A 24,873-nucleotide genomic window follows, 5' to 3' on the forward strand; every position below is an offset into this window, starting at 1 on the left:
CATCATGGGAGGTGAAAAATGCACACACGGGATCTGAGGCTTGACAAATTTGCACTGTATTACGGTATTCTCTTTGTTCTTGTCGGCATACTTGGCTTTGTACCGGGCCTTGTGCAGACGCCGCCGATCAATGCGCCGAAAATTGCCGTCGATACCGGATATGGCTGGTTGATGGGCTTGTTTGCCGTTAACGTGATGCACAATCTTGTGCATCTTGCTATTGGTGTCTGGGGTATTATCAGTGCGAAAGACACTCACAAAGCACTGATATTTGCGCGCGGCGTGACAATTTTCTATGGCTTGCTGACCGTTCTCGGAATGATTCCGGCTACCAGTACCCTGTTTGGGCTGGCGCCGATATTCGGTCATGACGTATGGCTGCATGCGTTATCAGCGCTGGTAGCGGGTTATTTCGGTTACGGTCCGCCCGCTCACGTTTATCATCCGGAAATGCAGCATTAATGGCCGGAGAGTGTAGGGTACGCAATGCGTACCTTCCCCGGAGTTAATCCACTTGCAACGTTTTGAAAATGGTACGCGGTGCGTACCCTACGATGGCCGCTTCGGAACTGAGGCTTCGAAGCGGCCTAATTGCATTCAGGCGTCAGCGAACTGCGCCAGAACTGACTTTCCTTATCAAACAGGCGGCGGCTCTCAGCGGGGCCCCAGGAGCCGGCCGGGTAAGTGGCAATATACTCACGCTCGATGGCCCAGGTTTGCAGAATCGGGTCGATGATGCGCCAGGCGTATTCGACTTCATCAAAGCGCAGGAACAACGATCGGTCGCCGATCAGTACGTCCAGTAGCAGGTCTTCATAGGCGTCATGACTTGTTTCATGCTCTTGCCGAAAACCGGCATCGAGCGTGCTCATGCGTGTGTGCATTTCCAGCCCAGGCTCCTTGACGGTCATTTCGATGCGGATGCGTTCTTCCGGCTGTATCCCCAGCAATATCCAGTTCGGATTCTTGCAGCTTACCCCGGTGCCGCGGAAAAACTGTAGCGGCGGGCGGCGGAAGCAGATCGAGATGACCGATTGCGCCCTGGCCATGCGTTTGCCGGTGCGCAAATAAAAAGGCACGCCGCGCCAGCGCCAGTTGTCGATATACAGCTTCATGGCGGCGAAAGTCTCGGTGACGCTGTCGGGCCGGATGTGTTCTTCCTGCAGGTAAGCCGCGACTTTTTCGCCGTTGATGCTGCCCTTGGCATACTGGGCGCGGAACGCATGCGCATGCACGGCTTCTTTAGGTATCGGCCGGATCGACTTCAGCACTTTGACTTTTTCATCGCGCAGGGCCTCGGCTTCCATGGTCGCGGGCGGTTCCATCGCAACCAGCGTCAGCAGTTGCAGCAGATGGCTCTGGATCATGTCGCGCATGGCACCGGCCCCATCGTAATAGTCGCCGCGGCCGCCGATGCCGATCTCCTCGGCGTGCGTGATCTGGACATGGTCGATATAGTTGCGGTTCCATAGCGGTTCCAGCAGCACATTGGCGAACCGGAACACGAGCACGTTCTGCACGGTGCCTTTGCCCAGGTAGTGATCGATGCGGTAGACCTGCTCTTCGCTCAGGTAGTGGCTGATACGTTTTTGCAGGGACTGGGCGCTGTCCAGATCGTAGCCGAACGGCTTTTCGATGATCACGCGCCGCCAGCCGTCTTCCTCGTCGAACAGGCGGTGGCGGCTCAACAGCTCCATGACGGGGCCGAAATCGGACGGACTGACGGCCAGGTAAAACGCCACGTTGCGTGGAAACTGGCCGGATTCGAGCGCTGCGGCCAGCCCCGCATAGCAGGCTTCCTGTTCGATATCGCCTTCATGAAAATACAGGCGCGCGCTGAAGCGCTGGAACACGGTTTCGTCGATGCCCTCGCGGGCTTTGGCCTGAATCATGGCTCTGGCTTCGGATTGCCATTGGGACTGATCCCAGGGTCGGCGCCCGACGGCCAGAATGCGCGTGCCTTCAGGCAGGCGCTGATCGGCATCAAGATGATACAAAGCCGGCATCAGCTTGGTTCGCGACAGATTGCCGGTCGCTCCGAAAATGACGTAAGTGCAGGGGTCGGCGCTCATGGCGAAGTCCAGGCGGTATTAAACTGTATAGGTTGACGCCGAGGTTTTGCCGCCGCGCCCGGTCCAGTCGGTATGAAAGAACTGCCCGCGCGGCTGATCCACGCGCTCATAGGTATGCGCGCCGAAATAGTCGCGCTGCGCCTGTAGCAGATTGGCCGGCAGCCTTTCCGTGCGATAACCGTCGTAATAGGCCAGCGCGGCCGAAAACGCCGGAGTCGGAATGCCCAGTTCTATGCCCAGCATGATGGCCTGGCGCCAGCCCTGATCGGCCTGCTGGATGGCATCGACAAAGAAATCATCCAGCAGCAGGTTTACCAGGTCAGGATCGGTATCGAAGGCGTGCTTAATGTCATTCAGGAACCGGCTGCGGATAATGCAGCCGCCGCGCCACATCAGGGCAATCTCGCCATAGTTCAGCGCCATCCGGTACTCGTTCGAGGCTTCGCGCATCAGGCGAAAGCCCTGCGCGTAGGATATGATCTTGGAGGCATACAGGGCCTGACGGATGGCGTTGATCATGGCATGCCGGTCGCCGCTGAAGGTGTGTGCGTGTTTGGGCAGCCGCCGCGCAGCGTTGACGCGCTCCTCCTTTTGCGCCGACAGTGAGCGCGCGAACACCGATTCGACGATCAGGGTCAGCGGAATGCCGAGTTCCAGGGCATTGATGCCGGTCCATTTGCCGGTGCCTTTCTGGCCGGCCGCGTCAAGAATATTGTTCACTAGCGGCTGACCGTCTTCATCCTTGAAAGCGAAAATGTCAGCTGTAATTTCAATCAGATAGGAACTGAGCTCGCCCTGGTTCCATATGGCAAACAGTGTGTGCAGCTCGTCGGCCGTCAGTCCCAGCCCTTCTGACAGCAATTGATAGGCTTCGCCGATCAATTGCATGTCGCCGTATTCGATGCCGTTATGCACCATTTTGACATAATGGCCGGCGCCGTTGTCGCCGACCCACTCGCAACAGGGCTGTCCTTCCACCTGAGCGCTGATGGCCTGCAGGATCGGCTTGACTTTGGGCCAGGCGGCCTTGTTGCCGCCGGGCATGATGGACGGGCCGTGCCGGGCGCCTTCCTCGCCGCCGGACACGCCCGTGCCGATATAAAGGATGCCTTTTTCTTTCAGGGCTTGCGTGCGGCGGTGCGTGTCCGTGAACAGCGAGTTGCCGCCGTCGATGATAATGTCGTCGTGTGATAATAACGGCAGCAGGTCGTTGATGTACTGGTCGACCACGCTGCCGGCCTTGACCATCAGCATGACGATGCGCGGCGTCTCGAGACTGTTGATCAATTCCTCGAGCGAGTGCGCGCCGATGACCGCGGTGCCCTTGGCGGGGCCTGCCAGAAACTCATCCACTTTACTGGTCGTGCGGTTATGGACTGCCACTCTGAAACCATGGTCGTTCATGTTGAGGACCAGATTCTGGCCCATGACCGCCAGGCCGATTAAACCGATATCTGCTTTCATATAGCCCCCGTTAAATATCAGTACTTGAGGAGTAACCTGCGAGCTTAACGCTCCGCTTTGTTCTGTGACTTGAGACGGCGGCGAGGGTTCACGGGTTTTTATCGTGAAGGCGGGCGCTAGTCCAGCTGGCCGGAACTGCTCTGTTTTATGCGGGACCGGGCGCGTATCATGGCCGTAATGACGACAAACAGCAGCGCCGCCAGGGAAAATTCCAGCAGCAGGAAGGCGCCGATCTTGAAATAGGCGAACAAAGGGTGGCCGAACCGGACCAGCCAACCGCCGGCCTCATCGGCCAGCGCCGACGCGTAGACCAGTCCGCTGAGCCAGATTTTCAGCCGTACCGAAAAATCGGTCATCAGCATCAGATGCGTCAGAGTCAGCACCAGCATGCCCATCGAAAACAGATGGAAATGTGATACTTCCAGCATGCCTTCATAGCTTCTCGGCTGCGTGAACTGTTCCTCCGAACCCAGATAATAGGCAATGACTGAATCGGGCGTCAGGTTCATGCGGTGAAAGTACATCAGGCCGTTGCTGACCCACAGCAGGGCGATGTAGCCCAGAAACATCAGAACCAGCGCATTCAATAAGGCTTTGCGCTGTTGTTCGCCGGTCACGAAATAACGCATCAGTTTTTACCCTTGTCTTTGATCATGACCTGATAGACCGCCAGCACTTTACGGACCTTATCAAGTCCGGCTCTTGTGCTTAGTGTCGCGCCGGATATACCCTGCACACCTTTGTTGAAGTCCATTTCGGACAGCAGGCGATTTTTCAACTGTTCATACCAGCGTTCGGGCGGCTGATACTCGGGTGGTTCGTGAAAAGCCAGCGTAACGATATTGCTGACGGCGCCGTCGGGCGTCAACACGACCATTAAAGTTTCAGGCTTGGTTCTGACGGTGCCCGTCTCAATTGCCGCATAGCCCAGTATCTTGCCCTGATCCTTGCCGACATAAAAAGTGAATAAGCCCGATTCCAGTTTGACGCGTGAAAGCTGCTCAATTTTGGCCATTTCCTGTTCATCGGGGAACAGCGATAACTGTTCCACCTGGCCATTCTTGCCGAATGCCAGTTCCATGGCTTCGTTCTTGCTGTAGAAGATTTTGGCGAAACCAGGAGTGGTGGCCGCGACCAGCATTAACAAGAGCATGCACCACATTCCTTTTCTGATTACTTTCATTGAGTTCTCCAGTATCGGGCCGAAAGTCGTTGAATAGGTTAAAGGACGGGTATCTTAACAAAATTCCGGCCGGACGGCATGGCGAGGCGAATCCGATCGCCCCGCCATTGATTCCGCTTTAGAAAATGAAACCCAACCCTAAGTTGAAGTCATCAGGCAGGTTGCCTTTTTTGGCTGTGAAATTGCGGTAATCGGCCTTGATCACGACGTTCGGAATCGGCTTGTAGTTCAGACCGAACTGATAGATCTGACGGTCTTTGGTTTCATCGTCAGCAAATCCAGTTGGCGTGCCAGCGATCGTATCGAATTGCTCATAGCGGAAGAACGGCGCCAGATACTGGGCCGTATCCTTGACCAATAGCGGCAAGATGTCATAGCCGACTTCGGTATACCAGCCGTAGTTCGATGATCCGATCGTCTGGCCTTTGGCGGCGCTGAGCACATTCGCATCATCGATATGACCCCATGAGCCTAAAGTGCGGAATTCGAGGCCGCGGTATTTCCACTGCACGTGCGCTTCATACAGTTGCGTGAAGGCATCGACCTGCTGGCCGCCAAAGTCCTGGTTCTGGCCGGAATTGCCGGCATAGGCCGAGCCGCCGACTGACAGCCCCGGCAAAGCGTCGGGCGCATAATCCACGCGTCCGACAAATGCCAGATCCTCGGCCTTGGCCTGACTGCCTTTCTGCCGGCCGGAACGGATGCCGTCCGAGTTGAAATCGGCCGCATTCAAGCCATTGACGACATAAGCCGTATAGGTCAGGTTAGGCAATATTTCGCCGAACAGGCCGACACCGATTTCGCGCCAGGTGCTTGGAATGATTTGTCTTTCAACCTCAGGACGGTTGTTGCCGAAATAAAAGGGCGGCTCGTGTATTGTGTTGATGAAGCCCATCGGCAGGAGCACCATACCGGCACGGATATTGGCCATCGGGTCGATGAAGAAATCCAGCGCCGCGAATTCTACTGAGACTGAACCGCCATCGTCAGTAGAGCCATGCTCAAATTCGATTTCACTGTTGAACAGAATGCTGTCGGTAAACTTGTAACCGGCATACAACACGAGGCGTTCGAAATCGGCATTGTCTTTTTTGCCTTTTTCATCGCCGACTATGGCCTGGTAATTGGCTTCGCCGTAGCCGCCGATCGATAAGCCTTTGCCGACTTGGTAAACCTTTGATGCCGCAGGGCCCAGGCCATAGGCGCTCTTATATTTCGGCTCCTCCGGAATCACCAGTTCGGTGCGCAGTTTCTCGACTTCCTGGCTTAGCACATCGGTTTTGCGTTCCAGATTCTTGACGTTGCCGCCGTCCGCGTTCGCGGTTTTGGCCGGCGGCGTGGCAGTCATCTGCGCCTTCATCGAATCAATCTGTTTCTGCTGTTCCTGAATGATTTTCCACATGTCTTCCATCGTCTGCGGTTTTTCCAGCGCGCCGGCCGATGTGCTTAACGCAATCATCGTTGTTAAGGCGCCGCCTTTTAAAAATGCTTTGTTATTAATTGTCATACCATCCCCTCGCTGATTTATTAATGATTAAAGTATAGGGTAAATATTTATGCTATTGCAAATCATTCTTATTTAGAAAAAGGGGTTTTTCCTGCTCTGCTTTTTTGTACGAATTAAATGACTGTTAATTGAACACCTATCGGATTGATTTTTAGTGATCAGCTGACAGCGATAACGGATATGAAGCTGCGGGAGTTGATCCGGAAAGCACTGATTAATTGTCGAATATCAGCGCTATTGATTATCGAGTGGCTGTCAGATAAACCGTACAAGACACGTTGTAACAAAACTGTAATAAAACCGTCACGAAGATGTCACGTTGCTGCCTTATTCTTTGCGCCTTTAATTTCTAATAACAACGAGAGCAATAATGAAATTCTCTAGACTTACCTTGGCAGTGACGGCCGTTCTGGGGGCGAGCTTGTCATCTGCCGCTTTTGCTATTGATCTTTATGTCGATAGCGATACACAACAGATTTTCGCTGAACCTGGTCCTAACCGGGTTAAATTAGGGTCTTTCGAAAAAGTGGAAGAGACTGCTTCCAAGCAAAAGGCCGAGCTCGAAGAGATTCGTAATGATCTGGCATTAAAGACCAACGAGCTCAAGGCTCTGGATGAGCATATGAAGGAAGCCGAGCAGGTCAAAGTCAAGCTGGATAAAAAAGGCGTACAGTTTGAGACGGCCGATAAAGACTTCAAATTCAGACTGGGCGGCCGTATCCATGCCGATGCCTCGTACAGCAGCGGTGATGATTATCTCGATAGCGAAGGCGATCATGTTGAAGCCAATGACGGTACGGAAATCCGCCGTGCCCGTATGGAGTTCCTGGGTACTTTCTTCAAAGACTGGGAATTCAAGAGCCAAGTTGATTTTGCCGATAACAGCGTCGCAGTCAAAGACATGTTTGTACAGTATAACGGGCTAGAGTCCTTATATGTGCCTTTATCAATCACTGTAGGGCAACAAAAGCAGAACTTTAGCCGTGAGTTGCAGGAAAGTTCAAACGACCTGATGTTCATGGAACGTTCATTAATGGACGTGCTGAATGCGCCGACCGTAGATCGCGCCATCGGCCTTAACATTGCCAGCATGAACAAAAACTGGACCGGGCAACTCGGTATTTTTGGCGATACAGTCACACCTAATAAAGAACACAATCTGGCTGATGAAGGCTGGGCGATTAACTCGCGCTGGACTTATGCGCCGATTAATGAAAAGACCAAGGTGATTCACTTGGGGGTTGCCGGCAACTATCGAGTGCCGGATGCCAAAGATCAGGTCAATGATAAGGACTTGAGATTTTCTTATGAGACCTCCCATATGTCCAATCTTAATCTGATTGATACGAAAGTTGTCGAAGATATTGACAACATCAAAATGGTGGGACTGGAAGCGAACGCTCTGTATGGGCCTTTCACCATCGGCGGTGAATACACCAAGATGTGGCTGGATAGAAAAGATGGTTCAGGCGATCTGGAATTTGAAGGCTGGTATGGCGAAACATCATGGACTCTGACCGGCGAATCGCGCAAGTACAAGCACGGTAAGTTCTATAAAGTTGAGCCGAAAAAACCATTCAGCCTTGCAAACGGCGGATGGGGCGCATGGGAATTGGCCGCCCGTTATGCGGAAGCGGATTTGACCGATTATACAAATGGTGGACAGATGTCCAACATTACTGTTGCGCTGAACTGGTATGTCAACAGCAACATCCGCTTCATGGCGGACTACAACAGAGTGCTGGAAATCCAGAACTCGCCTCTGACCAAGGTCGGCGGCGGACAGCCTGATAACTTGGACACGTTCATGATGCGTGGACAGTTGGCATTCTAAAAATTTGTAAAGTCAGTTTCCTTCTAAATTATTGTAAAATTAGGCTCCTTACGAAGCTGCCTCTTTATAGAGGCAGCTTTTTTTTATACAAAAAATTCATCTGTTTAGGAACAAGTTTGGCTAGCGGTTAAAATAGCCGCTGTTTTAGTCCGGTTTTTTCCATGAGGTTATCGTTGAAGATTTTTAGCATTATTATCCTGGTTTCGACTCTTTTACTGTCGGTTGGTATATCAATGCCAGTTGAGCAGGCCAAATGGGATCTGGAACCCGTCTCCCTCTATTATTCCGGCTACGAAAAAGGCACGGAAATCATCAGTGTTCAACAGTCTACACTGCGTGCAGTGCTCAGCAATTTCGGCACCGGCGAAGCCGATGTGCTTGATGTCAGCCAGCCCGAGAAGTTGCGCCGGATAGCCCGTTTTTCATTAGGGCTTGGCCAGGGCGAGGAGTTCACGTCCGTGGCTTTTCACCCATCGCTTGATCTGTTTGCGGCGGTCGTTGATGCAGGTATCCAGCGCGGCCGGCTGGAAATCCGTTCGGCCTCAACAGGCGAGTTGGTTGATCACGTTGAAACCGGCTTTGGATCGGATGCGGTGGTTATTTCCTCAGACGGGCGTCTGGTTCTGGTCGCCAATGAAGGCGAGGATTTCTGGTTTGATCAGCAAAAGAAACAATTTTTCAAAGCCAGGGGCAGCATTTCGATCGTTCACCTGGACCAGAACGGGCAGGTCGAAGCCAATAATAATCTGAAATTGGCCGATGTGACCACTCGGGAAGGCTTTGTCATCGAAGAGAAAGGCCATTTTCTGGAGGTGGAAGTCGACTGGAATGGCGATGGAAAAATCAGCAAGCAGATGGATTTTGACGGCAATGGCCTGATTGAGGATAAAAAAATCAGTCTGGGCCACTTTGAAGAGTCCGAGGTTTTTGGCTCCGAGACCAAAGGCGAGCGCAAAATAATGATTCCGATAAGTAGCCATTCGCCTAATTTACTGGAGCCTGAATATATCGCCATTTCACCCGATGCAACCAAGGCTTATGTAACGTTGCAGGAAACCAATGAAGTCGCCGTTGTCAATTTAATCAACGAGAAGGTCATGGGGTACTACAACATGGGCGTCACGGAGCACAAGGCTGATTTGACTGATGACGGCTGGGTGCATTTCGACCAATCCATTGCCGCCTTGCGGGAGCCCGACGGCATCGCCTTGACAGCGGACGGGCGCTATTTTATGACAGCTGATGAAGGCGATACGGAAACATCAGCCGATGCCGCAGGCCAGACATTGAGCGGCGGCCGGACCATCAGCGTGTTCGATGCGAAGACAGGCAAGTTTGTCGGCGATACAGGCAATCAGCTTGATGAGGTGGCTTTTGCGCATAATCTCTACCTGGACAGCCGAAGCGGCAAAAAAGGCGCCGAACCGGAAATGCTGGTTTCCTGTGATCTGGAGGGTACGCCCTGGGTTGCCGTCGGCATGGAGAGAGCGGGCGCGGTTATGCTGATTTCGTTAGCCGATCCCGAACATCCGAAAGTCGAAGCGTTAGGCAAGATTCCCGGAGAAGACGTCAAGTCGCCTGAAGGTATAGCTCATTTCATGCTGGGCGAGGACCATTACTTGCTTACAGCCAATGAAACGAACGGCACGGTTGCCGCTTTTAAAATAGTCAGGAAAGCGTCAGGCGCTCAACACTGATCAACCATCAGGCGCCTTCAGCCTGATGGTTGAACGGCGCCTTAAACCGCCAAGCGTGGCGTTACTTGAAGATTAGCGTTAATGGATTATCACCTGGATCTGCACTCGAACAGTTTTCGCTCACTGGGATTGTTCGCGCTGGCGCTGGCCAATTACGGGCTGATGTATTCAGCCAATATCTTGCTGGCACGATGGCTGAGCGTCGGAGAGTTTGACGATTACAACGTGGCCGTGTCGATGATAACGATGCTGTCAACGCTGGCGACACTAGGTTTAGAAAAATATGCATTGCGGGCGGTCGCGCTGCTGCGCGACCGCGAGGACTGGCAGCGATTCCGGGGTTTCTGGCTGTTTGCCTTGCGCAGTATCGGCGCTTTCAGCCTGCTATTGGTAGTGATGCTGAGCAGTAGCCTTGAAGCCTTTTGGCTGCTGAATCGGGCTGAGGCGCATACCGCTATCGTCGTTTTTGCGGCTTTTTTGCCGGTCATAGCCGTGACCTTGTTCCTGGTTGAAGTTATTGCCGCGCATGGCGCGCAGTTGCTTAGCGTCACGATCTACAGATTGTTTCTGCCGGCGATTTATCTTGTGCTGCTGATTGGCTTGTCGGCCAGCCCTGTCAACGTATCCGCTTTAGCCGCGGTGCTCTGTTTCGGCGGCGCATGGACGATTACACTGTCCATGATGTGGACCATTGCCAAACTACTGATGCCGTCAGGCATTAAAAAGACGGCGCCGGTCATGCAGGGCAGAAAATGGCTTAAAGGCTCCTTGCCTCTGGTTTTGAGCAGTCTGATGCTAACCGTCATGACCAGCGGCGGCGTCATCATCCTGGAAATATTGTTTCCTTCGGGCGTAGAAGTGGGTATCTATGCCGTTGCCGCCCAGACAGGCGGCTTTATTTCGCTGATAGGGACTTCGACCAACCGTTATTATCTGCCCATGATGGTCGTAATGATAGGACGGGGTGACAGACAGGCGATACAGGCGCTTATGAAGCAGAGAACTTTGGCGGTCGGCGGCCTGATCCTGACCTTGCTGGTCATTCTTATCTTCGCGGGCCAGTCCATACTGGACCTGTTCGGCGAGCATTTCAGCGCCGGCTATCATTCCATGCTGCTTATTGCCTCAGGCGCCTGTTTCAGCGCCCTGTTTGCCGATGTGCCTTATTATCTGCAATTCATGGGCTTGCACCGTATCGTATTAAGCCTGACTCTGGTCGCTATGATAACCATGGTGACATTGAGTTTCGTGCTTGGCACCGGCTTTGGCTCTCTCGGCGTGGCTGCGGCTTATATGACTGCGGTCATGCTGTTATTTGTCAGCTTACGCATCGTGGCGAATCTTCATTTCCGTCGAATGGAGGGATAAGCTTTCTGCATGGCACGGACAGGCTCACATCATTGTGTGCCAGAAGATCAGGAAGCTGACGACGGCCAGGCTTATTGCCACTATTTCGATTTTCCTCAGTGAAGATGATTCCTGCCAGTAAAGCCTGGCATTGGATTTTTGCTGCGCCCAGGTGATTTTGAATGCGCTGTACCAACGCAGCGAAAGGCGCCACAGCCTGTAAAGACCATATAAGATCAGCGACAGTAGCAAATAAAAGACAATGATCTGCGTTTCATGGGTGCCGGTATGAAAGAGATGCTCGACCAGCAGATCGAATCCTTCTTCAAGCACTTCGAACAGGCCATGGGATATTTCATACAGTAATCCGAACACGGTATCAGGGATCAAAACGACAAAGCCGATAGCGACCGAGATGGCGATGATTTTTAGATTATGAGGTGAAATCATCTGGAATCCATGCGTTAGTCACTTCATGTTTTTTGTTTTTATTAAGTTTAAATGACCTGATGAAACTGTTCTGTTTCGGTTTCGATATTATACGTCAAGCCGATTATCCTGACTTCATCGATTTTTGTCCGGGTTAAAGATTGCCAAACGCAACAGTTACGCGCGTCCCCCCGGCAGCGCTGATACGGCTAAGTTCGAGACGGGCTTTATGCAGGTCGGCAATTTCCTTGACGATCGCGAGCCCCAGTCCGCAACCGTTGCCTGAACTGCCCGGTATGCGGTAAAAGCGCTCGAAGATTTTCTCCCGCTCAAGGTCGGGAATGCCGGGTCCGTCGTCCTCGACAATCAGGCTGGGCGTGGGAGTGTGTTTTAGCTTGACCATAATATTGCCCTGCTCCTTGCCATAGACAATGGCATTATCGAGCAGATTGCCCAGCAATTCCCGCAGCAATATCTCATCGCCGCGCACGTACACGGCCTGTTTAGGGCCTTCGAAACTGAGCTCTATTTTTTTCTGCAGGGCTTTGGGCGCCCAGTCCATACAGATTTCCTTGACCAGTGCGTCCAGATTGACCGGTTTCAAATTACTCATGCCGTCGATGGGGCCCGATTTTGCCAGCACCAGCAATTGCGTAATCGTATGGGAGGCGCGGTCGGCGGAGTTCTGCATTTGCTGCAGCGCCGGCTTCATGGCCGACAGATCCTTTTCGCGCAGAGCCCGCTCAGCCTGCAGCTTCAGGCCGGCCAACGGCGTGCGCAATTGGTGGGCGGCATTGGCGACAAACCGCTGCTGGGTGGCGATGGCCGCTCCCAATCGCGCCAGCAAGTCATTGATGGTATCGGTCAGCGTGCGGACTTCAAGGAAAATATGCGTTTCGGCGATGGGGCTCAAGTCACGCGGCGAGCGCTGGGCAATTTCATCGGCCAGCACATGCAAAGGCTTCAAGCCCCGTTTTAGAGCGCCCAGCAGGTAAATGCCGATGAACAGGGTCAAAATAATCTGCGGAACCAGGTCGGCCAGTAAAATATCGATCATCATGTACCGCCGCTTGTTCACCGTTTCGGCGACATGGACAAAAATCCTTTCCGGCGTTTCTTCTCGAATGACCAGCATGGACACGACCCGGACCGGTTCTCCGCGGATCTCGTCCTCAAAAAAGACCGGATGCGACCAGTCCACGCCCGGGTCGAATGATTCCGGCACGAAACTGTCCCCGACGATCATGCCTTGCTCGGAGGATATGATTTTGAAGAAGGTTTTGTCGAACTCGTCCCATTTGAAGATTTCCAGCGCGGCGGGCGGCAGTTCCACCGCTATCTTGCCGTCCTTGACCTTGATATCCTGAGTCAAAGACCGGGCCGAATCCAGCAGCCAGCGGTCGTAGGTTTCATTGACATAATGCAGGGTGACAAAGTAGGAAAGCACGCTCTCGATCGCGACAAAACAAATGAGCGGGATGATCAGGCGGAACAGGATTTCGGTTTTGAGACTTCTGATTTTAGCCATCGGTCGTTTCCAGCAAATAGCCCAGACCGCGCACCGTCCGGATCACGGCATCGTACGGTTCTATGCGCTTCCTGACGCGATGGATATAGACTTCGATGGCATTATCGGCGAGCGCCTCGCCGTCAGCCGACAGGCGCTGGGCGATGCGGTCCTTGCTGACGACCTTGCCGGCCTGGATCAGCAATATTTCCAGGACGCCGTATTCGCGCGCCGACAGCTGTATCTGCTGGCCGTCAGCCAGCACCAGATGGTTCTGCGTGTCCAGCGCCAGTCTGCCGATGACGATATCATTGCGGAAACCACCGTAGCAGCGCCGTATCAGGGCACGAACGCGCGCTTCAAACTCCCGCAGTTCAAACGGTTTGGTCATGTAATCGTCGGCGCCTTGTTCGATGCCGTCGATCCTGTCGTTGATGCCGTCGCGGGCGGTCAGGATCAAAATCGGCAAAGGGACCTTGCGCAGCCTGAATCTACGCAGCAGTTGCAGCCCGTCCACATCCGGCAGGCCCAGGTCCAGTACGATCAAATCGAAGCCTTGCGATAATAACAGCTGCTCGGCGTAGCTGCCCGTGGTGGCACAGGTGACCGAATAGCCATTGGCGCTCAGCATATGCATCAATCCGTCCGCCAATACCGCATCGTCTTCTATCAATAAAATATTCATACATTCAAATTTATGTGAAAGGTTCTTGAAAGGTTAAGCACATACAATTGTTTCGAATCGAAAGTGTTTAGGCCGTAAAAGCCTTTGCCATGAATCTGAAAAGCATAACATTAATTTTTGATCGAGTTCTCATGGTCAATTTATTAAGAAAATGGGGAATGCTATGAAATCGTTTGAAAAATTACTAAGTGACAATAAAACCTGGGCTAGAAAGAAGAAAGCCAGTAACCCGGAGTTTTTTACCCAGTTGGCGAAAACGCAAAAACCGGAGTTTCTCTGGATCGGCTGTTCGGACAGCCGGGTGCCGGCGGAAATTATCGTCAATGCCGAACCCGGCGAAATGTTTATTCACCGCAATATCGCCAACCAAATGGTTGCGACCGATTTCAATTGCCTGAGCGTACTGCAGTATGCCGTTACCGTGCTGGAAGTCAAACATATCATCGTTTGCGGGCATTATGGCTGCGGCGGCATCAAGGCAGCTTTAAGCAGGCAAAGCTCACAGCTGGTCATTACCAATAAATGGCTGATGCATATCAAGGATATTTATCGCATGAACAAGGCTGAAATCGATGCGCTGCCGACTGAAGAAGATCGCGTCAATCGACTGGTTGAGTTGAATATTCTGGAACAGGTGCAGACGCTGGCTCATACCTCGATCATTCAGCAAGCATGGCATGAAGATAATCGACCCACATTGCACGGCTGGGTCTATGGCCTGGACGACGGCTTGCTGAAACCGCTGGTTACGCTTTACCCCGATACCGAAATTGATCCGATCTTCAAATACGATTATCACGAGGCGGAAATGGCGTTACCGGAAAAGAAGCTTGCTTTCGGCCGAAGATGATTGACGGTCTGGGTTGTGTAAACTTTAATTTGACACTGCTCGCAACTTGTTTAAGCGGTAGCGTTATGTGCGCTATGGAAAAATCGTGATCCTCAGTCATTGCCCCCTCAAACTACCGACGGCCGCTTACTCTGCACAGGCGGCCCAGAGATATCGGTCTGGCCTATATGTTATGAATTATATGGCGTTGGTAGTATTTTTTCGCTTGTGGCGGATGTGGTTCGAGAGACAGTTTTGCAGGCAGGCGCGGACTGCTGAAGTCGATTTTTTAACAATAGCTTTGGAGTTCATACATGAACAAAGCACTCAATAAAATTCTTGTCCCCGTCGATTTTTCCGATTTTAGCCGTAAAGCGTTGCCGGTCGCTCAGGAATTGGCCCGTGTCTATAAGGGCCGGATCTCACCGTTTCACGCCTATGATTTGTATTCGGACATGGAGGGTTTTCACTATGATGTCGATAGCTTTCACGCCGATGGCGATCCGGCCGCTATCGATCAGGCCATAAAGAAAAAACTCCGGCAGTTTGCCTCGGGTGCGGTGGAAAGCGATGTCCTGGATGAAAGTGTCACGGCGCAGGATAATAATACGGCCCAGGCTATCGTCGAGGCATCCGGCCGGTTTGACATGGTCGTCATGAGCAGCCACGGCAGGACCGGTTTCATGCGCATATTAATGGGTTCTGTCGCCGAAAAAGTGCTGCGTCTCGGCAACCGTCCCATTGTCATCGTAGAGGACGCGTCCGCTTTTACCCCTTTCCGTAAAATTCTGGTGCCTACCGATTTCTCTTCGAACTCCTTGGCGGCATTGCCCTATGCCCAGGATATAGCGCTGGCAACCGGCGCGGAAGTGCATCTGTTCCATGCGTTGTGCGGCGACTTCAACAATCCTGAGCAATTCGAGCAACAGAAGCAGGAACGGTTGGCAAAACTGCATGAAATCGCCGAACAACATCTGCCCGGTATGACCGTCAACCTGAAATACTTTGTCGTCCATGGCGCCGATTCGGCTCATAACGCGATTCGCAAGCATGTTACCGAACAGCATTACAACCTGATCGTTATGGCGGCGATAGGGCGGACCGGACTCGATCACCAGCCCATCGGCAGTACGACGGCAACCTTGATCAGGGCTGTGCACACGACCTTTATGGTGATAAGGCCTGATGCATAAGGATCACGAACGCAACGGCGGGTTGATTTGGATAAACCAGGCTACTGCTGACAGGATTCAATATAACTACTGTATATCCAAAATAGGACGGGCATATGATCCACAAACATTTTAGTTACTATATAAGGCATCTGCATCACGATATTCCGTCCGGATTGGTCGTGTTTCTGGTTGCCTTGCCGCTGTGTCTGGGTGTGGCGCTGGCCTCCGGCGCGCCGTTGTTCTCCGGGTTGATCGCAGGCATGGTCGGCGGGCTGATCGTTGCCTGGATGAGCGGTTCGCAGCTCAGCGTTTCCGGGCCGGCCGCCGGTTTGACCGTGATCGTGCTCAATGCCATTGATCATCTGGGCAGTTTTCAGGGCTTCCTGGTCGCGGTGGTGCTGGCGGGCGTGCTGCAACTCGTACTGGGGTTCCTCCGGGCCGGAGCGATCGGCGCTTATTTTCCCTCGGCGGTGATCGAAGGCATGCTGGCCGCGATCGGCTTGATCCTGATCATGAAGCAAATTCCCCATGCCGTCGGCTATGATTTCAATTTTGAAGGCGACGAAAGTTATATGCGGGAAACCGCCGCGGCTACTGTCGAAGCATTAAGGGGCGCGTTAAAGGCGATTTCGCCCGGCGCTGCCATCGTCAGTACGGTGTCGTTGCTGATATTGATGATATGGGAAAGCAGCTTTATAAAACGCATTGCTTTATTCCGGCTGGTTCCCGGTGCATTGCTTGTCGTTGCCTGGGGCATTGCCTACAATCTGGCAACCTTGCGCATGGCGCCGGAATGGGCGATCTCCAGCCAACATCTGGTCGCGCTGCCGGTCACTGACAAGCCGGCGGATTTTCTTCAACTCTTTACCTTCCCCGATTTCAGTTTTCTGGCTAAGCCGGAAGTTTATACGGTTGCCCTCACGATAGCCATCATCGCCAGCCTGGAAACTCTGCTAAGTCTCGAAGCGGCCGACAAAATGGACCCGCTCAAGCGTGTAGCGCCGACCAACCGTGAATTGAAAGCCCAGGGTATCGGCAATATGGTCAGCGGATTGATTGGCGGCATCCCCATCACGGCCGTGATCGTACGCAGCGCCGCCAACATCAATGCCGGCGGCCACACCAAGGTAGCCAGTTTCGTGCATGGCTTGTTCCTGCTGCTCAGCGTGATGTTTCTCGCGCGCTTCCTCAACAATATTCCGTTATCCTGCCTGGCGGCGATATTGCTGCAAACCGGTTATAAGCTTGCCAAGCCGAAAATCTTTGTCGAGTTTTTCCATAAAGGCTGGAGTCAGTTGATACCGTTCGTCGTGACGATCGTGGCGATTTTGCTGACCGATCTGTTAAAAGGCATCGGGGTCGGTATCGCGGTCGGCCTGTATTATGTGATCCGGGCGAATTACCATGCCGCCATTTCAATGGTCCAGACCGATGATCATTATGTCCTGAGCTTGAACAAGGACGTTACGTTCCTGAATCGTGCCCGGCTCAGACAGTATTTCAATCAGATCGAGGAGAACAGCACGGTTCTGATTGATGGCTCTAAAACGCAATTTATCGATCATGATATTCTCGAAACCATTCATGATTTCATGCTGAGCGCCCAGGACAGCAATATCACGGTAGAAGCCAGGAATCTGGAAGGCAAAGGGAAAATTCAAACTGCGTCCGATTCGAATGCGGTTCCGATCAAGGCCAAGAGTAAGGAAAAAAATCAAACCAAGCTTGATTCAAAAGCCCCCGATGCCTTGAAAAAAGGGCAACTGCGAGCCGTGATGGATTCAAAAGCGGCCGGTTAACCGGGACTGCGACAGGCTTGAAAATAAGCCTGTCGCATAGCATGGAAAAGGCTGTCTTGTATTGATCAGGAATGCACGGCCATTGCCCGTTCCGGATCTGGCCCGATCTCAAGCAGGATTAAATCCGGCCCAGGCTCTGAAAGGTTCCTGAAAGGTTGCAAAAATACAATGACCCGGTATCGAGAGTGTTATGCAGACCCCTGATTAAGGGCGGTCCTCGAACAGGGGTTAAACAGGAAAGGCTGTAAAGATGGCGGCGAATCGACTGTCAGGCTATTTTGGGCATCGTTTCGGCATGTGCGACATCGAAGCCGGCAAAATGCGGATTTATTCCGATGTTTACGAAATCCTGAGGATGCGCATGACGTTAAAAGCTCATCGAAAAATTATCGTGCAGGCTGTCCTGATCGTCATCGTGATCAGTACTTATGATGTGTTGCTGCACTCACTGCTTACGTTCCTCCATATCGCTTTCGAATGGATCGAGCTTGGGCTTGAAGAGCTGATTGAGCATGTTTTCCATACGACGCGCCATCAGAGCCAGATTATCGTGTTTTATCTGCTCTTGTCCGTTGTTCTGTTCGGACTCTATCGTCTGTGGCGCGTGTTGCCTCGGTTTTACAACTATCTGCAGGCTACGCGGACGCATTACATGACGTACATGAGCTGTTACTGGCGGGAGTGCTCTTCCGTTCAGAAAGCAAAATTGATAACGACTTGCTCGGCTGGTGTTGCCGGTCTGTGCTTCTGGATGTTTATTTGAGGCTTAAGGAAAAAACAATGCTATCGAAATTATTTTGATTCAATATTAACCATATTGGCATAAAATTGGCATAAAACTTCAGTTAAGGTTTCATAACATCAAGATCTATAAGCGCATATGTATTTTTATTAGTAAAAGCAAGAGCATAGTGTTTTTAGATAGAGATGGCTTGAACATATAATTGTTCATTTGTAATAGAGATAACATCAGAGTATCCGATACTCCACACAGGATAAGTAATAAACATGGGGATTCTCAGCATACTGCTCTGGACACCGGCCATTGGCGCATTTTTGCTGGCATTGACGCCGGGTCAGAACACTCGGATCATCCGTGGTCTCGGTAATTTGTTCACCACTTTCGTTTTGCTGCTGAGTTGCTGGCTGGCCGTTCAGTATGACGGGCATGATGCCGGTTTGCAGTTTTACGAATATTTTCCTCTGAATCCCAAGCTGGGCAGCGCTTATGCGTTAGGTCTGGACGGACTTTCCATGCCGATGCTGGTGTTGGCGACCTTGCTGACGTCCATCGCACTGCTGGCTTCTTTCAATATTACCAGTCGCGTCAAAGGTTATTATATCTGCATGCTGCTGCTTGAGTTCGGCATGCTGGGCGTGTTTCTGGCTCAGGACTGGGCGATCTTTTATATCTTCTGGGAAGTGACTTTGATTCCGTTGTTTTTCCTGATCGATCGCTGGGGCGGCAAACGGCGCCACGCAGCCAGCCTGAATTTTGTACTGTATACGATGGGCGGTTCAATTTTCATGCTGATCAGCCTGATCGCGGTTTATGAGTATGTGCCGGAACACGCGTCCTTGATGAGTGCGATGGTGCATGTATCGGAAAACATGCCGAAAGATCAGCAGGTCTGGGTTTTGCTCGGCTTTTTGATCGGCTTCGGCGTCAAGATGCCTATTTTTCCGCTGCACGGCTGGCTGCCGCTGGCCCATGTCGAGGCGCCCAGCCCGGTCAGTATCCTGTTGTCCGGCATTTTGCTGAAAATGGGTGCCTACGGCTTGCTGCGGGCGGTTGTCATGCTGCCGACAGCCGCGCAGGCACTGCAACCGCTGCTGGTTTTCCTGGCGGTGTTCGGCATGCTGTACGGCGGATTGCTGGCCTGGCGGCAACGCGACCTGAAAGCGATGGTCGCTTATTCATCGGTCAGTCATATGGGTGTTGTGTTATTGGGCATTGCCACCCTGAACGAAGCGGGATTTCTCGGCGCCATCATGCAAATGACCGCGCATGGCCTGATCGCCGGGTCCATGTTCCTGCTGGTGGGGCTGTTATATGAGCGCACGCATACCCGCAACATACAGGATTACAGCTCTCTGGTTCAGGTGATGCCGCGTTTCGCGTTGTTTACGACGATTACCTTGCTGGCGGCGATGGGACTGCCCGGCTCGGTCGGCTTTGTGGCCGAATTGCATACCTTGATCGGCGGCTTTCAGCAATGGGGCGCATTAATGGTGTTTTTCAGTCTGAGTATACTGATCAGCGCCGCTTACGCGACGCGCACCATCGGCATGCTGTTCACCGGACCGGTAAAACCACAGATGCAGCAGATCGAAGACTTGCGTCCTTCGGAATTAGTTGCTGCCGGCATACTGGTAACCTGTATCGTGGTGTTCGGTCTGCTGCCTGAGCCGCTGATCGATCTGTCATCGGCAACCCTCTTTGAAATGAACAGCCAGATCAGTCATAGCCATTAGGGCATAAAGCGAGTTTTTTAAGCATGCAAGTATCACCATTAAAGTCCCGCGATATAGACCAGTTGCGCGCGCAAATAACGGCAGCTCTGGATCATTTTGATCATGTGCTGCCCGGACAGGCGCCCATTCTTGATTTCGTGCATCACAATACGCTGCACGGTTTCCAGCACCTGCCGTTTGAAGAGGCGCTGGCCGCCTTCGAAGCCCTGACCGGAACTAGCGGTTACCTGCCCGAAGCGCGCAGCCGGGATTATTACAGGGCAGGGCGTATAGACGACAGCGAGATCACGGCTGCGCTGGATGCCGATTACGGATTACAGTCCGAGCAGATCATCTGTCATACGGAAGATAAAATCATCAAGCGCAAGGACATCTATCGCATTGCGTTGTTGTTTGATTTGCCGTCCATCACGGTCAGCCAATTGAACTGGCAGATAGAGGAAATGGCCGCCTTGGAGGCTGTGCAGGCCGATGTGCCCGAGCCGGTGCGCAGCCAGTTATCGGCGAGCGGCATCAGGCCATTGTGGGAAAGCATTCTGGCCAGGCTCGATATGGAACAGGCAAGCCTGCATCCCGAGGACTTGCTCGAATTATCCATGGAACAGGCCGAGGATTGGCTGGCGCAGGTCCGCTACAGCAGAAAAGGCGATAATCACGCCTCATTGCATCAACAAATGCAGCTACTGGCGCGCCAGTCTCTGGATGATCTGTTGGCGCAGCTGGGCGATAGCATGAGCCTGCGCGGCTTCATCATGACCTTGACCGGCAGAGACGTCCTCGATTCCGTGCGCCCGCAACTGATCCGCATTTGCGCTTCCGGTCTGGATGAAGGACTGGCGCCATGGACCATTCCAGAACGTAGTCAACTGGGTCTGTATGGCGCCTGGCGCGCAACGGCCGCCTATGACGCCAATCCGTTTTTGCACGAGTTGCCCGATTGGCAGCAGATTATGGCCGAGCTGCCGGAGGATGCCGTTGATGCGATCATCGTGCAGCTGACGCATCTGGAAATTCCGCAAGCGAAATGGAACGGCTATCTGCGCCGGCTGTCGCTGGAAATCCCCGGCTGGTCGGGATTGATCAACTGGCGCCAGCACCATCCGCATTACCATGCCTTGAATGACGCCAAGCCCAGACTCGCCGATTATCTGGCGATCCGGCTGACGCTGGACAGACTCTGGCTGAACCAGATCTGCCGCGAAACGTGGCTGATCGAAGCCAAATTGAGCAGCATCAAATCCTATTTCAGTAAAAACCTGTCCGAGTTTATCGTGCGCAGCCAGGTATACCGGGGTGATTTGCCGGAATATCTGACAGATCAGGCTGAGTCATTAATGTTTCTTGCCGGTTCGGAACGCTATTCGCGCGGCGACTGGCAGCAGCTTGCCGACATGATCGGTATCTGGCGCAGCAGTCCTCTTGCGATGCAGCAGGCGGAGCGCAACCATACCATTTATTGCAGCGGCTGGCGCTTGTTCCGCCTATGCCAGCACCTGGGGCTCAATGCGGCCGACATACAAGCGTTGAAAAAGAAAGATCTGCGGCTGATGCTGTCCGTGCTGGATGAGTTTAACGTGACCAAGCGAGGTAAAGTCTGGCTTCAGGCTTATGAACGTCACTATCGGGAAAGCTTTTTCCATGCCTTGAATGCGAACCATAACCGCGGCCGCTGGGCCTGGCGCAATAAGCGCCCCGACTCGCAAGTGATCTTCTGCATGGATGATCGCGAGGAAGGCTTCCGCAGGCATCTGGAAGAATTTAACCCCGCCATTGAAACGCTGGGCGCCGCCGGATTTTTCGGCGTGCCGATGAACTATAAAGGCCTGGATGATATCAAGGTCTCGCCGCTATGCCCGGTAGTGGTTACGCCTGCCCATGAAGTTCGGGAAGTGCCCAGAGCCGGCAGCGAAAAAGCGTTGTCGAGATATAACAAAGGCCGGCGGTGGGTTCTGCGGGCGACTAATCTGCTGCATCAGGGGCTGCGCCGCAATCTGCTGGTGTCGCAGCCGATTATTGATGCAGTCGCGCCGGTTACTTTCGCAGGCCTAGTCGCTAAATCGCTGTTGCCCAAGCAGCAGCAAAACCTGGTTGCCGGAATCGGCCGGCTATTATCGTCCGATGTCGAAACCGAGCTGTTGTTTACGTCAACGGATAATGCGACGGCGGCAACGCCAGAGCAGCCCAAGCTGGGTTTTACCGATAATGAACAGACCGACCGCATCACGGCTTTTTTGCGCAATACCGGCTTGACTTACGGTTTCTCGGAGTTGGTGGTAATGATGGGGCACGGTTCTATCAGCCAGAACAACCCGCATCTGGCCGCTTATGACTGCGGCGCCTGCAGCGGCCGTCACGGCGGACCTAACGCGCGCGTGTTCGCGGCCATGGCCAATCGCCCCGAGATACGCAAACTGCTGGCCGAACGCGGCATCGATATTCCGGTCGATACCTGGTTTATCGGGGCAGAACACAACACCGGCAATGAAGATATCATTTGGTATGACCTCAAAGACGTGCCGGCGGAGCGACAACCCGCGTTGAAAAAACTTCAGAGGGAGCTCCGCCATGCACAGCAGCTGTCGGCGCATGAGCGCTGTCGGAGATTGGCTTCCGCGCCGCGCAATCCGACGCCGGAAGAGGCTCTGGCGCATATGGTCGGGCGCTCGGCGGATTTTTCTCAGGCCCGGCCAGAGCTGGGACATGCCACCAATGCCGCGGCCGTGGTCGGACGCAGGTCGCTGACGCAAGGGGCATTCTTCGACCGGCGGGTGTTTCTGATTTCCTACGATCCGACCCAGGACCCGGACGGGAAAGTGCTGGAAGGCATCTTGCTGGCCGTCGGCCCGGTCGGGGCAGGCATTAATCTGGAATACTATTTTTCCACCGTCAATAACGAGCGTTTTGGCTGCGGTTCCAAAGTGCCGCATAATGTCACCGGCTTTTTCGGCGTCATGGAAGGTGCGGCCAGTGACTTGCGCACAGGACTGCCTCGGCAGATGATAGAAATTCACGAGCCGATGCGCCTGCAGCTTCTGGTAGAAGCTAAAACAGCGATTCTGGAGCAAATCTATGCCCGTCAGGAGAGCCTGCGCGAATTGATAGGCGGCGGTTGGGTGCTCCTGAGCGCGAAAGATCCGGATAGCGGCGATATTTTCATCTTCGAGCGCGGGACCGGGTTTGTGCCGTGGCAGGCCGAAGCCATAGAACTGCCGGTTTGCGCGAGCTCGCCGGATTGTTACCGGGATCAAACCGAGCCGGTAGCGCCCGTCTTGATCAAACAGCCTGAACTGTGGGGAGTTTAAGCGCGTGGATTTAATCGTTATTTTAATTCCTTTACTGCCGTTCATTGCCGCGGCAGTGATTGGTGTCGGTCACCTGTTCGGCTGGCTGGAAGGCGAAGCCAGTGAAAACACGACGGCCGATATCGCGAATTGGGCCATTATTCTGTCGGTCCTGCTGGCTTTGGCGCTGCTGACCGGCGATATGACGGGCAAAAATACCGGCTCATTCAGTGTCGGACAATGGCTGGGCAGTGACACGCTGAATATCCGCGTGAATTTTATCACCACGGGCTTTAGCGTCGTGGTGGCGGCGCTGTTTGCTGTGCTGTTGTTCATCATCATGCGCTTTTCGGTCAATTACATGCACAGGGAGGCGGGTTTTCACCGGTTCTTCTTTATCCTGAGTCTGTTTTCCGCAGGCATGCTGTTGCTGGTGTTATCGGGCAATGCAGTCGGCACGTTTATCGGTTGGGAAATTGCGGGGCTCTGTTCCTATTTTTTGATTGCCTATTTTTATGATCGGCCCGTTGCCGCCCAGAATGCGACGCGGGTCTTCGTGACTAACCGTATCGGCGATGCCGCGTTTATATTGGGCATCACCCTTTGTTATGCCTGGACCGACAGCGTTAACTGGGCCAAATTGACGTCCTTGCCGACTCAGTTATCTTCCGGACAGGCCACTTCGATCGCACTATGTTTTGCTATCGCGGCTTTTGCAAAATCGGCACAGCTGCCGTTTGCGCCCTGGCTGGCGCGCGCGATGGAAGGGCCTACGCCGTCCAGCGCCGTGTTTTATGGGGCAGTGATGGTGCATGCCGGTGTCTATCTTATGATTCTGCTGCAGCCGGTTTTCGAACAGGCGCCGTTGGCTATGGCGTTGGTCGCGGTCGTGGGTTTGTTGACGGCGGTTTATGGTTTTGTCGTCGGCCTGACGCAAACCGACGTCAAGAGTTCACTGATTTTTGCCACAACGGGTCAATTAGGTTTGATGTTTCTGGAATGCGGCCTGGGCTTTTGGCAGCTGGCCAGCTGGCATCTTTGCGCCCATGCCGTGGTTCGCGGCTATCAGTTCCTGACCTCGCCATCGCTCATGCACAATGTACAGGGCAACCCGATCAGGCCGGTTGCTCCGGCTATTGCCAGGCTGCGCTGGGCCTATGTTGTCTCGTTGCAGCGCTTCTGGCTGGATCAGATTACCGACTGGACCCTGGTAAAGCCGATACGCCGTCTGGCTCACGATCTGACTTATTTTGACGATCATATCGTTGACCGTACATTCGGCGTATCCGCTCCGGCCATTCGCGCGATATCGACGCTGGCGCAACTGGAAGAGCAAAAAATCGGCGCCCGGCTCGATAATGACGTCGACAGTTTCGCGCAAGGCAGTGGCCTGGCCGGCAAGATCACCGAGTGGGCCGCCGCCGTCACGCACTGGTTCGAAGACAGCTTCGTACTGCGCGGTATCGGCAAAAATGCCATCAGATACGGTCGCCAGTTGGGCTATGCGGCCAATAAGGTTGAGCAGCTGTTATTCAGCCCGCGCTATCTGGTGTTGTTCATCTTTATAACTTTGCTGATTGCATTTTGAG

Annotated in this window: 19 protein-coding genes; 11 read left to right on the plus strand and 8 right to left on the minus strand. The window is 53.3% G+C overall.

Annotated elements, in window-relative coordinates; all coding sequences use genetic code 11:
- Positions 1-18: 18 nt before the first annotated feature.
- Positions 19-462, plus strand: coding sequence for a DUF4383 domain-containing protein (locus tag METLU_RS0115005; protein WP_036243174.1), 444 nt, complete (start codon positions 19-21; stop codon positions 460-462).
- A gap of 125 nt (positions 463-587) precedes the next feature.
- On the opposite strand, the gene zwf is transcribed toward METLU_RS0115005, so the two are convergent.
- From zwf to METLU_RS0115030, 5 genes are all read right to left on the minus strand, one after another.
- Positions 588-2,072, minus strand: coding sequence for a glucose-6-phosphate dehydrogenase (zwf, locus tag METLU_RS0115010; RefSeq protein ID WP_027158927.1), 1,485 nt, complete (start codon positions 2,070-2,072; stop codon positions 588-590).
- Between the two features lie 18 nt (positions 2,073-2,090).
- Positions 2,091-3,536, minus strand: coding sequence for a decarboxylating NADP(+)-dependent phosphogluconate dehydrogenase (gene gnd, locus METLU_RS0115015; RefSeq protein WP_027158928.1), 1,446 nt, complete (start codon positions 3,534-3,536; stop codon positions 2,091-2,093).
- A gap of 116 nt (positions 3,537-3,652) precedes the next feature.
- Positions 3,653-4,165, minus strand: a complete 513-nt coding sequence (locus METLU_RS0115020) for a hypothetical protein (protein WP_027158929.1) — start codon at positions 4,163-4,165, stop codon at positions 3,653-3,655.
- Positions 4,165-4,719, minus strand: coding sequence for an FMN-binding protein (locus METLU_RS0115025; RefSeq protein WP_027158930.1), 555 nt, complete (start codon positions 4,717-4,719; stop codon positions 4,165-4,167). The genes METLU_RS0115020 and METLU_RS0115025 overlap by 1 nt, the downstream gene beginning before the upstream one ends.
- A gap of 118 nt (positions 4,720-4,837) precedes the next feature.
- The gene (locus METLU_RS0115030; protein WP_051299934.1) at positions 4,838-6,226 is read right to left on the minus strand and encodes a hypothetical protein; all 1,389 of its coding nucleotides are present in this window, start codon (positions 6,224-6,226) and stop codon (positions 4,838-4,840) included.
- 370 nt (positions 6,227-6,596) lie between these two features.
- Between METLU_RS0115030 and METLU_RS0115035 the strand changes: the two genes are divergently transcribed.
- The 3 genes from METLU_RS0115035 to METLU_RS0115045 all read left to right on the plus strand — a co-directional run bounded on the left by METLU_RS0115035 (position 6,597) and on the right by METLU_RS0115045 (position 11,125).
- Positions 6,597-8,060, plus strand: a complete 1,464-nt coding sequence (locus METLU_RS0115035) for an OprO/OprP family phosphate-selective porin (protein ID WP_027158932.1) — start codon at positions 6,597-6,599, stop codon at positions 8,058-8,060.
- Between the two features lie 233 nt (positions 8,061-8,293).
- Positions 8,294-9,757 (plus strand): hypothetical protein, encoded by a 1,464-nt coding sequence (locus tag METLU_RS0115040; RefSeq protein ID WP_231383622.1) that lies wholly within the window; start codon positions 8,294-8,296, stop codon positions 9,755-9,757.
- An 81-nt stretch (positions 9,758-9,838) separates the two neighbouring features.
- The gene (locus METLU_RS0115045) at positions 9,839-11,125 is read left to right on the plus strand and encodes a lipopolysaccharide biosynthesis protein (RefSeq protein WP_027158934.1); all 1,287 of its coding nucleotides are present in this window, start codon (positions 9,839-9,841) and stop codon (positions 11,123-11,125) included.
- A 24-nt stretch (positions 11,126-11,149) separates the two neighbouring features.
- Here the strand turns inward: METLU_RS0115045 and METLU_RS0115050 are convergent, their stop codons facing one another.
- The 3 genes from METLU_RS0115050 to METLU_RS0115065 all read right to left on the minus strand — a co-directional run bounded on the left by METLU_RS0115050 (position 11,150) and on the right by METLU_RS0115065 (position 13,725).
- Positions 11,150-11,554 carry a hypothetical protein gene (locus METLU_RS0115050; RefSeq protein ID WP_027158935.1) on the minus strand — a complete coding sequence of 135 codons (405 nt, stop codon included), beginning with the start codon at positions 11,552-11,554 and terminating at the stop codon, positions 11,150-11,152.
- 133 nt (positions 11,555-11,687) lie between these two features.
- Complete coding sequence (locus METLU_RS0115060; protein ID WP_027158936.1) at positions 11,688-13,061, minus strand: sensor histidine kinase N-terminal domain-containing protein; 1,374 nt, start codon at positions 13,059-13,061, stop codon at positions 11,688-11,690.
- Positions 13,054-13,725, minus strand: coding sequence for a response regulator (locus METLU_RS0115065; RefSeq protein ID WP_027158937.1), 672 nt, complete (start codon positions 13,723-13,725; stop codon positions 13,054-13,056). Before METLU_RS0115065 ends, METLU_RS0115060 begins: the two co-directional genes overlap by 8 nt.
- A 163-nt stretch (positions 13,726-13,888) precedes the next feature.
- On the opposite strand from METLU_RS0115065, the gene can reads away from it, so the two are divergent.
- The 7 genes from can (at position 13,889) to METLU_RS0115100 (ending at position 24,872) form a co-directional block, all read left to right on the plus strand.
- On the plus strand, positions 13,889-14,575 hold the full coding sequence (gene can / locus METLU_RS0115070; protein WP_027158938.1) for a carbonate dehydratase: 687 nt from the start codon (positions 13,889-13,891) through the stop codon (positions 14,573-14,575).
- A gap of 293 nt (positions 14,576-14,868) precedes the next feature.
- A complete protein-coding gene (locus METLU_RS0115075) occupies positions 14,869-15,747 on the plus strand; it encodes a universal stress protein (RefSeq protein ID WP_027158939.1) in 879 nt (292 codons plus the stop codon).
- Positions 15,748-15,842: 95 nt separating this feature from the next.
- A complete protein-coding gene (locus METLU_RS0115080; protein WP_027158940.1) occupies positions 15,843-17,528 on the plus strand; it encodes a SulP family inorganic anion transporter in 1,686 nt (561 codons plus the stop codon).
- A 250-nt stretch (positions 17,529-17,778) separates the two neighbouring features.
- A complete protein-coding gene (locus METLU_RS26825; RefSeq protein WP_051299935.1) occupies positions 17,779-18,291 on the plus strand; it encodes a hypothetical protein in 513 nt (170 codons plus the stop codon).
- Positions 18,292-18,536: 245 nt separating this feature from the next.
- A complete protein-coding gene (locus METLU_RS0115090) occupies positions 18,537-20,003 on the plus strand; it encodes a complex I subunit 4 family protein (RefSeq protein ID WP_027158941.1) in 1,467 nt (488 codons plus the stop codon).
- Between the two features lie 23 nt (positions 20,004-20,026).
- The gene (locus METLU_RS0115095) at positions 20,027-23,305 is read left to right on the plus strand and encodes a DUF2309 domain-containing protein (protein ID WP_027158942.1); all 3,279 of its coding nucleotides are present in this window, start codon (positions 20,027-20,029) and stop codon (positions 23,303-23,305) included.
- A gap of 4 nt (positions 23,306-23,309) precedes the next feature.
- Positions 23,310-24,872 (plus strand): NADH-quinone oxidoreductase subunit 5 family protein, encoded by a 1,563-nt coding sequence (locus METLU_RS0115100; RefSeq protein ID WP_027158943.1) that lies wholly within the window; start codon positions 23,310-23,312, stop codon positions 24,870-24,872.
- Position 24,873 lies beyond the last annotated feature (1 nt).

The organism is Methylobacter luteus IMV-B-3098, from assembly GCF_000427625.1.
Taxonomy (GTDB): Bacteria; Pseudomonadota; Gammaproteobacteria; order Methylococcales; family Methylomonadaceae; genus Methylobacter; species Methylobacter luteus.